The sequence below is a fragment of the Nocardia coffeae genome (genome assembly GCF_019890715.1).
Classification (GTDB): domain Bacteria; phylum Actinomycetota; class Actinomycetes; order Mycobacteriales; family Mycobacteriaceae; genus Nocardia; species Nocardia jiangxiensis.
The window spans coordinates 344,363-358,590 of record NZ_JAINZY010000001.1 but is presented as its reverse complement, the minus strand read 5'-3'; the positions used below and the strand labels follow the sequence as shown (position 1 = coordinate 358,590).

At 66.5% G+C, this 14,228-nt stretch carries 10 protein-coding genes; 7 read left to right on the top strand and 3 right to left on the bottom strand.

All coding sequences use genetic code 11. The features are described 5' to 3' along the window. Position 1: 1 nt before the first annotated feature. Positions 2–622 (bottom strand): TetR/AcrR family transcriptional regulator, encoded by a 621-nt coding sequence (locus tag K7711_RS01555; protein ID WP_222964178.1) that lies wholly within the window; start codon positions 620–622, stop codon positions 2–4. 175 nt (positions 623–797) lie between these two features. Between K7711_RS01555 and K7711_RS01550 the strand changes: the two genes are divergently transcribed. From K7711_RS01550 to K7711_RS01540, 3 genes are all read left to right on the top strand, one after another. After that, entirely contained in the window at positions 798–4,049 is a 3,252-nt protein-coding gene (locus K7711_RS01550; RefSeq protein ID WP_222964176.1) for a carboxypeptidase regulatory-like domain-containing protein, read from the top strand. A gap of 115 nt (positions 4,050–4,164) precedes the next feature. Then, a complete protein-coding gene (locus K7711_RS01545) occupies positions 4,165–4,731 on the top strand; it encodes an ester cyclase (RefSeq protein WP_222964174.1) in 567 nt (188 codons plus the stop codon). 188 nt (positions 4,732–4,919) lie between these two features. After that, entirely contained in the window at positions 4,920–5,351 is a 432-nt protein-coding gene (locus K7711_RS01540; RefSeq protein ID WP_222964172.1) for a DUF6924 domain-containing protein, read from the top strand. A gap of 220 nt (positions 5,352–5,571) precedes the next feature. Here the strand turns inward: K7711_RS01540 and K7711_RS01535 are convergent, their stop codons facing one another. After that, a complete protein-coding gene (locus K7711_RS01535) occupies positions 5,572–7,356 on the bottom strand; it encodes a serine/threonine-protein kinase PknD (protein ID WP_372460086.1) in 1,785 nt (594 codons plus the stop codon). A gap of 174 nt (positions 7,357–7,530) precedes the next feature. Here K7711_RS01535 and K7711_RS01530 point away from each other — a divergent pair, with 174 nt between their 5' ends. Continuing rightward, on the top strand, positions 7,531–8,898 hold the full coding sequence (locus K7711_RS01530; protein ID WP_308014396.1) for a lipase family protein: 1,368 nt from the start codon (positions 7,531–7,533) through the stop codon (positions 8,896–8,898). Between the two features lie 69 nt (positions 8,899–8,967). Continuing rightward, entirely contained in the window at positions 8,968–10,089 is a 1,122-nt protein-coding gene (locus K7711_RS01525; RefSeq protein WP_222964168.1) for an alkane 1-monooxygenase, read from the top strand. On the opposite strand, the gene K7711_RS01520 is transcribed toward K7711_RS01525, so the two are convergent. Further along, positions 10,086–11,366: a cytochrome P450 gene (locus K7711_RS01520; protein ID WP_222964166.1), complete on the bottom strand. Its 1,281-nt coding sequence runs from the start codon at positions 11,364–11,366 to the stop codon at positions 10,086–10,088. The genes K7711_RS01525 and K7711_RS01520 overlap by 4 nt on opposite strands. Before the next feature lie 116 nt (positions 11,367–11,482). Between K7711_RS01520 and K7711_RS01515 the strand changes: the two genes are divergently transcribed. After that, on the top strand, positions 11,483–13,105 hold the full coding sequence (locus tag K7711_RS01515; RefSeq protein WP_222964164.1) for a GMC oxidoreductase: 1,623 nt from the start codon (positions 11,483–11,485) through the stop codon (positions 13,103–13,105). A gap of 21 nt (positions 13,106–13,126) precedes the next feature. Beyond that, the gene (locus K7711_RS01510; RefSeq protein ID WP_308014395.1) at positions 13,127–13,993 is read left to right on the top strand and encodes an SDR family NAD(P)-dependent oxidoreductase; all 867 of its coding nucleotides are present in this window, start codon (positions 13,127–13,129) and stop codon (positions 13,991–13,993) included. Positions 13,994–14,228: the final 235 nt, after the last annotated feature.

Genomic DNA, 14,228 nt, shown 5'->3' with positions numbered 1-14,228 from the left:
CCTATCCGGACTTCGGCAGTGGGGGCGGGAAGCCCGCGACGAGCATCTCGAACGAGGCGTTCATGATGGTCAGGAGGTCGGAGACGGGGTCCTCGGGGTTCCACTCGGCCAGGGCGGCGCGGGTGATGGCGTGAGCGGCGCCGGCGAGGGCGCGGGGGTAGTGGTCGTCGGGGGTGAGGCCGGTGCGGCGGGCGACGCCCTCGGTCATCGAGGCCAGGGTGCGGCGGCTCTCGGCGTAGGCGGTGGGTACCAGGCGGGGGTTCTGCCGCACCATCTGCTGGTATTCGCGCCAGGTCGGGCGGTCCTGGAGGCGGCGGATACCGGCGTTGATCGCCTGGTGAACCGCTTGCAGCGGGGCCTCCTCGGGTGGCCGGGCGGCGATCCGATCGGCGAGTGATCCGCCTGCTTGCTGCTCGTGCCAGTCCAGGACCGCGTCGTCCTTGGAGTCGAAGTAGTTGAAGAACGTGCGCGGTGAGACGTCGGCTTCGGCGCAGATGTCGTTGACCGTGACCGAATCCGGGCCGCGCTCGGCGTAGAGGCGGATGGCGGCGCGGTGCAGGGCCTCACGGGTCTGCTGCTTCTTGCGTTCCCGCAGGCCGAGGGTCGCACTCGCGCTGTTCACCCAAGTTATCCTACTGCAAACTTGCAGTGCTGCATACTTGCAGTGATAAACTGAATAACTTAGCCTGTCTAAGTAACTAGCGGTGGGGTTCGCGGCAACGATGCCGCGCTCGGTGGTTCGGCCGGATGGCCCCACGAGCGATTGAAAAGCTTTGTGCAACAAGGAGAACGACGTTTTGTCGAATATCTTCGGCAGCGGCGGCCGGTGTCCGGCCTGCCGCCCGGCGTGGCCCGTCCGCCTGCGCGATCATCTGCAGGCCACCGATCCGGCCCTGGCTCGGCTGCGAGCGGGATGGCGGATGCTGACGGTCTTCGTCGCCACTCTGGCCGTGGGCTACGGCATGGCGCATGCGCTGGGGCAACCGGTGCTGTTCGGCCTGACCTACGGCGGCATGGTCGGACTGCTGGTCGGCCTGACCGTCGCCGGTCCCAAGGCGGGCAGGCTCGCGGTGCGCTGTGTGTGGGGTGTCCCGGCGTTCCTGATCGCACTGCTGTGCGCGATCGAGGTCCAGCACAACCGGATTCTCGCGCTGGTCGTCGCGGCCGTGGCCGCGGTGGTGCAACTGTCCGCGCCCGCGTTCTTCGGTGAATTCGGGCAGGACTCGGGCGTGATGATCTTCGCCGGTTACCTCAGCGGCGTCCTGGTGCCGCTGCCGGTGTCGAAGATGCAGTACATCGCACCGATCGTCGCGGTGGCGGCGATCGCGGCGGCGGTGGTTCAGGTCGTGCTGTGCCGGATGCGTCCGGAAACCGGTCTGCTGCACATCGAACGGGCGTTCCTGACTCGTACCCGGTACGTCGTCCGGCGCGCCACCCGGTTGATCGCGTCCGAGAACCCCACCGCCCGCGCGACCCGCAAACTCTGCGACGAGATGATCCACCTCAACGAGGCGGCCATGCTGGTGGACGGCTATCTGGCGACCGCCTCGAGCTCGAGCCGGTCCGCCGACCGCCTGCACCGGCTCGTCTTCGACACCGAACTCGCCGCACATGCGCTCGGCCGCATCGTGATTCAGCTGTCCGGCCGCCCGCTGCCCGCCGAGGTGCGCGGCTGCCTGCTGGCCGCCTGCACCGATCTCGACCGCGGCGGCCGCCGACACGACGGCGCCCTGCCCGCCTCGACCGCCCCGCTGCTGCAATGGTTGTCCCAGCACGAGAACGACTCCCGGGATCCCGAACACGAGCGGCTGGTCTCGACGCTCTACCGGATCGTCGCGGTGCTCGGCGACCTGCACCACGTCAGCGACGCGTGGACCATCGCATCCGATGACGACCTCGAGGCCGAGATCGACGCCGAACCCTTCAGCACCCCGGTCGAATTGGTCGCGGGCAGACTCCCCGGCACCAATCTGCTGGCCGGACGCGTCCTGGACTCCGGCGGTATGCGCCGCCCCTGGAACTTCTGGAGCAGGCCGAATCCCCAACTGCGGATCGCCGCGCAGATGCTGATCACGCTGATGATCGCGATTCCGCTGGGTGACGCGCTGAACGGCTACCGGTTCTACTGGGCCGTCATCGGCGCGCTGATCGTGTTGAGCAACACCGACTCTCCGCACGATCGGCTGCGCAAGACCGTCAAACGCGTCCTCGGCACGCTCGTCGGCGGCTTCGCCGGAATCGGCTTCGCTCAGCTCCTCGGGGCGCACCATCCGATGGCGACACTGTCGCTGCTGGTGGTGGCCCTGGTGGTGGGCGCCTACTCGATCAGCGCGTACTACTCGGTGTGGTCCGGCGCGCTGGCGTTCTCGCTGATCCAGCTCTACTCGTTCACCGGCGGCTACGAGGATTCGGTGGTGGTGTTGCGCGCGGGGGAGAACGCCCTGGGCGCTGTGGTCGCGACACTGGTCGCGCTGGTGGTCCTGCCCATCGCGACGCGCACGCTGCTGCGGCACGCCCAGGCCACGCACGTGCACTCCCTGGCCACGTTCGTCCGCGAATCCGGCGAGGTCTGGAGCGGCGCGGCCGGTGCGCACGGCACCCGGGAACAGGCCAGGGCGGTGGATCAGGCGGCGCACGAGTTGCACCGGTTCTCCGGCTCGCTGGTTCGCCTGCCGGGCGGCACCGGCCACGAGCCCGCCGAGGAGATCCGTGCCATGCTGCGCACGGCCGCGGTCTGCGCCCGGGAGATGTCGGTCGGCAGTGGTGCGGCGGTGCTGACCACGGGCCAGCGGGAGTTGTTGCTGAAGATCACCGGCAACCTGTCCGATTCGATCGACGGTCTGGCCGGGATCGTGTCGGACAGTGAAAATGCCTCGGACAGTGCAGATTCCCCGCTGATCGAGTACGCGGCGGATATCGAGACGGCAGCGAACCCGACCGCTCGGCAGGTCTGGGTCCGCCAGGCCGACGACATTCGGCGGTTGCAGGAGGCGCTGTCCGTCTCTTCGGCCAATGCCCGGCTGCGGCACGCGTTGCACTATCTCGGCTATCTGGACGATCTGCTCGGCGACCTCGCCGCCCGGCTGGACATCCCTGTGCAAGGCGGTGACTACCGGACCGGCGCGCAGGCCGTCAGTCGTGAATTATTCACTGCCCAAGCGCAATTGGCGACCGCCGGGCAGACGCTGCCGGCAGGCGGGGCAGCGCGTCGTACGCGGGTGGCGGCGCCGGTGCGGGCGTGGCCGACGATCGAGTCACCGGCTTCGGGCGAGGGCCGCTGGATCGACGGTCATGTCCACGGCGGCGGCGGACGCCCGGTCCCCGGCGTGGTGTTGACGCTGATAGATCAACTGGGACACCAGATTTCACGGGCGACCGGCAGGAGTGACGGCAGCTACCGGATCGACGTGCCGGAGACGGGCAGCCATGTGCTGATCGTGTCGGCGAACGGGTACGGACCGGTGGCGGTCACCGTCCATCCGGGTTCGGGGCCGCAACGCCAGCACGTCACCCTGCTCGGTTCGGGTGAACTGACCGGAGTGGTCCGGCGCACCGATCGCGGCGCACCGCTCGCCGACGCCACCGTCACGCTGACCGATCCGCGCGGCGAGGTCGTCGGCGCGACCATCACCGACACCGACGGCAGCTACCTGTGCCCCGGCCTGGCAGCGGGCGACTACACCCTGGTCACCAACGCCGAACACATGCGCCCGACCGCGATCACCCTGACCGTCCCCGAAAGCGGCCGGCTGCACTGCGACATCGACATGACCCCGATGTCATCGCTCGCGGGTTCGGTGCGAACCGATGAGCGCCCGGTACCCGACGCCCGGGTGACGATCCTGGACCCCGCAGGCGCCCCGATCGCCCACACCCGCACCGATACCGACGGCCGCTACGTCGTCCCCGATCTCGACACCGGCCGCTACACCGTCGTCACCAGCGGCTACCCGCCGGTGACCAGCCGGGTCAGGGTTTTCGGCGACGAGGTCGTCCACGATGTGCTGTTCGATTACGGTGAAGAGGTAGGCAGCGCCCGGGGCGAGTAGTCCGCCCGGCAGGCCGCGACTGCTCCGAACCCATTGCGCCCGAGCAGGTTCCGGCGGACGAGCAGGCCGGGCCGAGTCGGTATAGCTTGTGATCAGACCTGCGAGGAGATCATCGATGTCGTCACGTTTCACCCTGCCGCCCGAAGACGTCCTGCGTGCCCGCGAGAAACTCGTTCTCGACCACTTCCACGACGAGGTGGCGCAGGACTGGGACGCCACCTTGTCGACATTTCCGCACCCGCACTACGAGCTGATCGCGCCGATGACCGTGCACGACGGGGACGGTGAGGTGCGCGACTACTATCGCGACACCCGCGTCGCCTTCCCCGACCAGGACCACGAGATCATCGCGTTGCGGCACAGCCACGATGCGGTGATCGTCGAATTCTGGCTGCTGGGAACGCATCTGGGTCCGCTGGGCAAGATCCCGCCGACGGGCTCGACCCATCGGACCCGGATGACGGCGTATTTCGTGTTCGACGAGCACGAGAACCTGGTGACCGAACGGATCTACTTCGATCAGCTCACCGTCCTGAAACAACTGCTGGGCGGGCTGGACAAGCGCGACCCCCGCGACCTGCTCACACTCGTGCGGGCGCTCACCGGAGCCCTCGCCGCGGCCGGCGCCGAGCCGGACCCGCGCCTGCTGTCCACCACACCGCCGAATCTCGATGACCGATAGTTGATCTCGGCTCGACGCACAGGCGATGAATTCGCGGGTGCCACGGTGTTGCCGACGACGACGGCGGCTCCGATCGCGTCCGCGAACCCGTGGCGGGTGGGTTGCGGTTCGAGTGTTTCCTCCGTCCGAACGAGTACGGTGTGTGCACTCGAGCCTGTTTCCCGATGACACCGAGAGGTACTGCACCAGTGTTTGTTCTGCCCGAGACCGTGAAGGCTGTCCTCATTCGCACGGACTTCTCCGATCAGCAGGCATGGGAGTCCTGCCGGTCGGCGATCGATGCCTCGGCGATGGCGGCGTCCGATGTGAACATCGAACAGGACGTCGAGATACTCGATGATCCCGACAACCACGACATCACCGTCGAACAGCTGCTCGCGCTGGAGGAGACGGACCACACGTTCGTGATGCTGGCGGACCGCGAGACCTTGGCGAGCACCGAATACCCGATCCTGTTCCTCGACCTGTTCGAGGACCAGCGCGGCGCCACCGTCCGCGTCGCGTCTTCCGAGCTGGGCGAAGCGGTCGGCAACGTGGACAACGGCAACATCACCATCGAGGACTACGCCGCAGCCGCGGCGCACGCGGGCGACAAGAACGTTTTCCGCGGATTTGCCTGAACACCTTCCGGCCCGGATTGCGCCCTCCAGGTAGCGGTAGTACTCGGTCGCGCCGGAGACGAACGCGGCCATGATCCCGGGGCCGTGTTCGTCACCGACGTCGACGATCTTCTGCACGGGAGGATCGGTGCCCCACCGGCATTCGCTGCCGCAGCAGACCGGCCGCATGGTGTCCCGGCCCGCGATTTCCGAACCCGAGCGCGAGTGAGGGACCCGCTGTTCAGCCGATCGGGAGTTTCACGACCGGATCGGGGCCCAGGTCGGTGACGTATATGTTGCCCGTCGTGTCGACTGCTACGTCCTGGGGATCTTTGAGTCCGGTGAGCGGTAGTGCGGTCGGGGTCGATGCGCCCGCTGCCAACCTCGCCACCCATTCGTTGCCGCGGTCGGCGATGTAGATGTCGCCCGCTCGGTCGACTGCCACACTCCGGGGATCCTTGAGTCCGGTGAACGGCAGCGGGGTCGGGGTCGACGTGCCCGCCGCCAGCTTCACGACCCGGTCACCACCCAATTCCGTGACGTACACGTTGTTCGCCGTGTCCACTGCCACGCTCTGCGGATCCTTGAGTCCGGTGAACGGCAGTGCGGTCGGTGTCGGTGCGCCCGCCGCCAGCTTCACCACGCGATCGTTGCCCCGGTCGGTGACGTACAGGTCGCCCGCGGTATCGACTGATATGCCTTGGGGATTCCGAAGTCCGGTGAACGGTAGCGGGGTCGGGGTCGATGCGTTCGCTGCCAGCTCGACCACCCGATTGTTGCTCGTGTCGGTGACGTACACGTTGCCCGCGGTGTCGACTGCTACGCCTTGGGGGTTCTTGAGTCCGGTGAACGGTAGCGGGATCGCGGTCGATGCGTTCGCCGCCAGCTTCACCACCCGGTCGTTACCGATGTCGGCGACGTATACGTTGCCCGCGGTGTCGACCGCCACACCGGTGGGTAGGTTGACGCCGGTGAACGGCAGCGGAATCTGTGACGAGTAGGCCGGGCCGATGGGGGCGGGTGAGTTGCCGCTGCCGCCCGACCCCAGTCGCACGCCGATGATCACCGCTGCGACGGCCACCACCGCCACCGCGACCGAGGCGGCCAGCAGCCAGGCGGCCTTGCGCGACAGCCTGATTCGCCGTCCCCGGCGCGCGGGCACGGCCTGGGTGCCGTCGGCCGTGGGCTCGCCCACCGCCGCGCGTGCGGCCGTGGCCAGCTCGCGCACGGTCTGGTAGCGATCGTCGGGGTCCTTGGCCATTCCCTTGGCGATGACCGCATCGAAGGCAGCCGGTACCCCGGGTGTGGTGCTGGGGCGCGGCGGCGGGGTCCGCAGGTGATGGGCGATCACCTCTTCCATGCCCGATGTGCTCACGAACGGTGGCTGACCGGTCAGGCACTCGTGCAGTACGCACGCCAACGCGTACACGTCCACGCGGGCGTCGGTCTTGACAGCCGCGCTGATCGCCTCCGGCGCCATGTAGGAGACGGTGCCGATGGTCTCGCCGACCTTGGTCAGCGTTCGGTCGCCGGCGGCGTGGGCGATCCCGAAGTCGATCAGGTAGGCGAAATCATCAGCGCACAGCAGGATGTTGGAGGGTTTGACGTCGCGGTGCGCGAGCCCGGCGTCGTGGGCCGCCTGCAGCGCGCCCGCCACCTGGGCGGTGATCGAGACCGCCCGCCGCGGCGACAAGGCCCCTTCTCGCATGAGCAACGCGTGCAGGTCGGTGCCCTCGATCAGGCGCATGTTCAGGTAGAGCCGACCGTCGATGTCGCCGAAGTCGTGGATGGGGATCACATGCGGCTCGGTCAACTGTGCCACCGTCCGGCACTCCCTGCGGAACCGCTCGCGCAGCTGCTCGTCCTCGGTGAAGCGCTCGGGCAATACCTTCAGCGCTACCACCCGGTCGGTCAGCAGATCGTGCGCCCGCCATACCTGGCCCATGCCGCCCTCACCCAGCAGCGACAACAGCCGGTAGCGCCCGAACGCCTCCGCCGGGGTGGTGCTTTCTCCACCCACTGACATGTGATCCATTGTGCCGTTCCCTCGAACGCGCAGGTCGCGGTTCCCCGAACGCAATTATCGTGCAATAGACCTTTTTGGTTAGAGAACAAAGGCCCTTGATAATGCCGCTTTACATGGCAACCATCACCTAGAGGCACTCCCCGGCAGTTTCGTCCGAACAAAGGATGTTGGCTTGTGAGAGGGTTTCTGGCGATCGTGGTAGCTGTTCTCGTCGGTAGCGTGCTGTCGGTCGAACAGCCCGCCGGGGCGGATCCGGGCCCGAATGTCGCTCCGTCACCGGTGTTTCCGGTGAATTCCCCGCCCTCCCCGTTGCAGAGCTGGATCGACCACAACATCAAGGCGCCGCAGTTGACTTCCACCCCCGCCGATCATCAGGCGGCATTGTGGCGTGCGATGTTGTCCTCGCCGACCGGGGATCGGATGTTCGATGCCTGGCCCCCGAATCTCGCCGCACTGAAACCGGGGCAGATCATCGAATCCCGTGACGTGACGGCGACGACCGCGCAGCACATGACGGTACCGATCCGCCGCGCGGTGCTGTTGAAGTTCCGCTCCACCTCCTCGACGGGCACACCCTCCTTCGGCACCGCGACGCTGATCACCCCGGCGGCCGCGTGGAACGGTCCGGGATCCCGCCCGGTAGAGGTGAACGCGATGCCGATCAATGCCCTCGGGATGCACTGCACCCCGGGCTATCAGCTGTCGCACAACCTATTCGATCGGACCAATACCGATCTGGTCTGGTTCATGCCGGCCCTCTACGCTTCCCTGAACCAGGGGCACGCGGTTCTGCTGCCCGATCACGAAGGTCCGCTGATGGCATATGGCGAGCCGAATGTGGCCGGGCACATGATGCTCGATTCCATTCGCGCGGTGCGAAATGCCTTGCCGGAGTTCGATAACAGCCGCTATGCGGTCGCGGGTTATTCGGGCGGAGCGATCGCCGCGTACGCGACCGCCATGTTGCAGCGGGAGTACGCGCCGGAATTGTCGAGAGTTCTGACCGGCGTGGCTTCGGGTGGACTGGTCACCGACTACCGGGATATCGCCCACCGTTTCAACGGCTGGATCGCCTCCGGCATCATGCTGTCGGTAACGACGGCGATAGCGCGCGAACATCCCGAGATGCTCCAGTACATGAACAACCTCGCGCAGTGGGTGGTGACTTCGCCGACGCGCGATCTGTGTGGTGACGCCGACGGACCGCTCGGCGCGGTCGGTATCCCGATGGACGCCGCCGCGAACATCAGCAATTCGCTCGACAGTCCGGCGGCCGAAAACCTGTACCGCCAACTGGATCTGACCAATCGGACCTCGGGCGTGCCGCTGTACATCTACCACGGTTCGTGGGATCCCTGGATTCCCATCGAGGACGTTCAGCGCATGTACGGCGAACAATGCAGCCGGGGCGTTCCGGCCGTGTTCCGCACGGTGCCCGGCGAGCACTTGTCCAGTTACGCCACCAGTTATCCCGGACTCGACGACTGGCTCAATGCGCGACTGCGTGGTGAACCGGCACCGAACGAATGTCCCAGGCGCTGAGGCCCTTGTGAGAATGCCGCATCGCGGCGTCGTGCGTTGATCATCGTCGGTTGGCTGAGGGAGACGGCTATGACGGTTTTCAGACGTGCCCAGGTTCGCGATCACAAACGCTACCTCTGGGTCTTGAGTTCATTGGGGCCCGCGGGCGCGCTGCTGCCTTCGCAGCTGGTGCGGTTCACCGGGCTCGAAGTGTTCTGGTGGATCGGCCCGATCGCCGTGCTCGGGGTGATCCCACTGCTGGACATGGCGATGGGAATCGACACTCGGAACATCCGCGACGAGGACTACGAGGCGCTGGCCAACGATCGTTATTACCGTTGGTGCGTCTACGTTTTCCTGCCGATCCAGTTCGTCGGACTGGTCGTCGCGGGATTCATGTGGTCCAGTCCCGAACTGAAGCTCGTCGACAAGGTGGGGTTGGCCGCAACCATGGGGTTCGTGTCCGGCGTCGGCATCAACGCGGGCCACGAACTCGGCCACCGTGTCGAACAGCTCGAACGCTGGCTCTCGAAAATCGCACTGGCGCAATCCTGTTACGGGCATTTCTACGTCGAGCACAATCGCGGCCACCATGCCCGCGTCGCCACACCCGAAGACCCGGCGAGCGCCCGATTCGGCGAGTCGCTCTGGAGATTCCTGCCCAGGACCGTCCTGGGCGGCTTCCGTTCGGCGCTCGCCCTGGAGCGAATACGCTTGTCCCAGCAGGGAAGACGGTGGTTCAGCCTGGGCAACCACCTGTTGCAGGCATGGTCGATGAGCGCCGTGTTGTTCGGCATGTTGATCCTGGTCTTCGGGCCCGTGATCATCCCCTTTCTGATTCTGCAGGCCATCGTCGGCATCGCATTGCTCGAGACGGTCAATTACGTCGAGCACTACGGCCTGCTGCGCGGTCGGCGCGCCGACGGCCGCTATCTGCGATGTTCACCGCGGGACAGCTGGAACAGCGACCGCCTGGTGACCAATGTCTTCCTGTTCCACCTGCAACGCCACAGTGACCACCACGCGAATCCGGGCCGTCGCTACCAGACGCTGCGCAGCTCCGGCGAGGCGCCGCAGCTGCCGTTCGGCTACGCCACCATGGTCGTGCTGGCCTTGTTCCCGCCGTTGTGGCGCACGGTGATGGATCGCCGAGTGCTCGCCCACTACGGCGGCGACCGCACGCTCGTGAACAACGGGCCGCAACCGGACTAGCGGGCGCCCAGTGTGGCGGGCATCGACCGGTAGGCGTGCAGGTTTCGCAGGGGGTGCGGGATCGGTGGGCCGTCGAGGCTCAGATCCGGGTACTTCTCGAAGAGGGCTCGCAGACCGATCGCGCCCTCCGATCGGGCGAGCCTGAAGCCCAGGCATCCGTGTATCCCGCTACCGAACCCGAGATGTTCTGCGGCATTGGCTCTGGTCACATCGAACAGTTCGGGCTCGGGGAAGACCGTGGGATCGTGATTGGCTCCCGCCAGGGACAGCAGGACGAGCGAACCCGACGCGATGTGCTGATCGGCGATGTCGACGTCGCAGTTCGCGACCCGGCCGGTCATGCGCACCGGGCCGTCGTAGCGCAGGATTTCCTCGACCGCGTTCCACCACAGGCCCGGGTCCGCGGCGAACAGCTCCAGCTGGTTCGGGTGGTTGGTCAGTAGCACGATTCCGTTGCCGAGCATGTTCACCGTCGTCAGGAATCCCGCGTCCAGTAGCAGTGCCGCGTTGGACATTTGTTCGCGGCGTGTCAGATCTTCACTCGTGACCAACATGCTCAGTACGTCATCGCGCGGCTCGGCGGTGAGGCCGTCGAGATAGCGGTCGAAGTACTGCCGGACTTCGACCAGATCTTCGATAGCGTGCCGGTAGGTGGCCCAGGGCAGGCCGCGTTCGAGTAGGGGTGCACCGGAATCGCCCCATTTCAGCAGGGTCGAATGCATATCGGCCGGCAGCCCGAGAATTTCGGCGATGACCGTGACCGGTAGTTGCGCGGCGAAGTCGCTGATCAGATTCGGTCGCGGATTCGATTTCAGACGTTCGACCAGTTCATCGGCCACTTCGCCGATTCGCTCCTCCAACATGGCGATCGCCTTCGGACCGAACGCCTGCCCGACCACGCGACGGAATCGGGTGTGATCCGGCGGATCGGTGACCAGCATCGAGGGCGGTTCGCCCAGATTGGGAAGTCCCAGATCCGTCTTGGCCAGCATCCAGCGGATCGGCTTGGGCAGGGCCGGGTGATCGGGTGAGACCACGCCGAAGCGCCGGTCGCGCAGGATGAGCCGGCACAGTTCGTAGTCCGCGGTCACGTGCACCCCCGACATCCGCGGAATGCGCCCCCGCCGCCGGATCTGTTCGATATACGGCGAGGAACCGAGCAGGCGATCGTCGCCGACGGCGATCTGTCCGAGTGGGTCACCCCGATACGCCGAGAATCGCAGATAGGTCCGGGGCAGGCCATGCGTGAGCAGCCATCGGGTCCATGCGCGAATCACATCGTCACCTCCCGCCCTCGACTTACTCCCTATGATAGGTAGTCGCTATGTCCGGCGCAGCGGCTGTGGGCGTCGGCGGGTGATGGGGCGACGTTCGAATCGGACGAGGAGCCATCATGGACAGGCGCGAATTTCTCCAGGGCGCCGGGTCGGCCGCGGCGCTGCTCGCTCTCGCGCGCGCCGGGACGCCGGTCGCACGGGCCGACAACTTCAGCCCGAACACGCCGATCTATCGCATGCTGGTGCCGGAGATCTTCGCCCCGGTGCCGGATCCGGCCGATCACGTACCCGCGATCGTCGTCGGATCCGGATTCGGGGCGGCGGTCACCGCATTGCGCCTGGCGCAGGCCGGGACCAGCGTCGCGGTGCTCGAGCGCGGGTCGCGCTGGCCGAATGATCCGTGGCGCGACATCTTCGCCGTCGACACGCTTCCCGATGGCCGCGGCTTCTGGCATCGCACGAGTTTCACCGGGGTGGATGGGGTCACGCAGGTCATCGATCCGTTCGGCGGGGTTTTGGATGTCTGCAGCTACCCGGGCATCGACGTGTGGCGCGGAGCATGTGTGGGCGGCGGCTCGGTGGTGTTCACCGGGGTGATGATCGAACCGGAGCAGCGATTCTTCGATCATGTGTTCCGCGGTGTCGTGGACTATCGCGAGATGCACCGGGTCTACTACCCCAGGGTTCGAAAGATGTTGCGGCCGAGCCCGATACCGGTCGACATCTACAACTCCGCCGCGTTCGCGCACTCCCGGGCCTGGGACGAACAGGCCCGCGCGGCCGGGTACACGCCGCAGCCCATCGCCGGTGCGTGGACGTGGGACATCGTCCGGGGCGAGCTGGCCGGACGATCGAGGGCATCGGCGACGGTCGGCTGTTCGAACCTCGGCAATGCCAACGGTGCGAAATTCGATCTGAACCAGAACTATCTGCGCGACGCCGAAGGCACCGGCCGCGCCCGGATCCATCCGGGCCACCGCGTGGACGCGATCGGCGTGGAACCGGGAGCGCCGGGCCGATACACCGTTGCGGTGACCAAGCTCGCCCCCACCGGTGAGGTGCTCCGCACCCGGACCTTGACCTGCGACAAGCTGTTCCTGGCCGCGGGTTCGATCGGGACCTCCGAACTGCTGGTGCGCGCGCGGGCGACCGGCGCGCTGCCGAATCTGAACGAACACATCGGCGAAGGCTGGGGCGGCAACGGCGACGTCGCGCTGGCTCGGCCGCTCGACACGTTCGAGGTGGGCCTGCAGGGCGCACCGTCCGCGAGCCGGATTCTGGACGAGGCGGGAATGCCTGTGGCACTGGAGAACTGGTTCATCCCCGGCACGTCGTACTTCGACACCACCGTGCTCGGATCGTTGGGCATCGTCCTGGACGACACCCGCGGCCGGTTCGTCTACGACCCGGCCGGCGGGCGGGTGGTTCTGCAGTGGCCACCCGGCGGGTCGGCCGCCGCGGTCGCGCGAGCGCGGGAAGTCAACAAGCGAGCGGGTTGTGATTGCCGGTCCGGTATTCGGGCGACGCGGGATGCGGATGCGTCGTTCACCCCGCATCCGCTCGGCGGCGCGGTGATCGGACGCGCAACGGACGCATACGGCCGGGTGCGTGGTTACCGAAACCTCTATGTCATGGACGGTGCGGCGGTGCCGGGCAGTACCGGAACGGTCAATCCCTCATTGACGATCAGCGCGCTGGCCGAGCGCAATATCGAACAGATCATTCGTTCCGGGGGTTAGTGGCGGATACAGTCGAAAGCTGTGGATGAGACGCCGGTCACACATCGTGAGCGGTCGCTTCCCCAGCGGGTGGCGATCCGGCTGTTCTACCCGACATTCCGGCCGAGCGAGAAGGCGTTGCGTGCGGCAGTCGCCGACAAGACAGTGCTGGTGACCGGCGCTTCGCACGGTATCGGCAAGGCCAGTGCGCGCAAACTCGCCGCGGCGGGAGCGGTGGTGCTGCTGGTCGCGCGTTCCGGTCCCGAACTGGAACAACTGGCCGCGGACATCACCGGGGACGGCGGCACGGCCCGCGCGTACCCGACCGACCTGGCCGATGCGGCCGCGGTCGACCGACTCGGCCGGACACTGCTGGCCGAGTACGGGCATATCGATATGGTGATCAGCAATGCGGGAAAGTCGATTCGACGGCCGATCGCCGAGTCCTACGACCGCTTCCACGATTTCACCCGCACCATCGACATCAATTATCTCGGCCCGGTTCGGCTGCTTCTTACTCTGTTGCCGCAGATGTGCGCACGCAAGCAGGGACATATCGTGAACGTCTCCACCTGGGGCGTGCTCATGCCGCCGAGTCCGCGGTGGTCGGCGTACGGCGCCTCGAAGACGGCCTTCGACGTCTGGTTGCGCAGCATCGCCGCCGAAATCGCGGGTGACCACGTCACCACCACCTCGGTCTACATGCCATTGGTGCACACCCGGATGAGCGCACCCACCGACTTCCGGCACATCGCCGCGCTGACCGTCGAGGAAGCCGCCGATCTCATCGCGTACGCGGTCACCGCCAAACCCCGCGCCGTCGCCCCGTGGTGGGCGGTTCGGGTGCAAGCCTGGTCCGCGGTGCACCGGGATCGAGTGCAGCGCTTCCTGGAACGACGCAATCGGTAGATCGCCATCCGGCGTAGTACTTCCGGCATCGAAATGGTGGACGGCGATTCAGCGAACAGGTATAAATGAATGGTCGAGGAATTCGAAAATCTCAGCCGGAAACAAGTGCCGCGAATGCTGGATGAAAAGGGCACATAGTCGTCGAATCGAAAGACGAAAGTCACCAATAGTCGGGCGGGAAACGGAAAAATATTCCGGTGTACACCGATGTACACCGATGCGATTATCTGCTTAT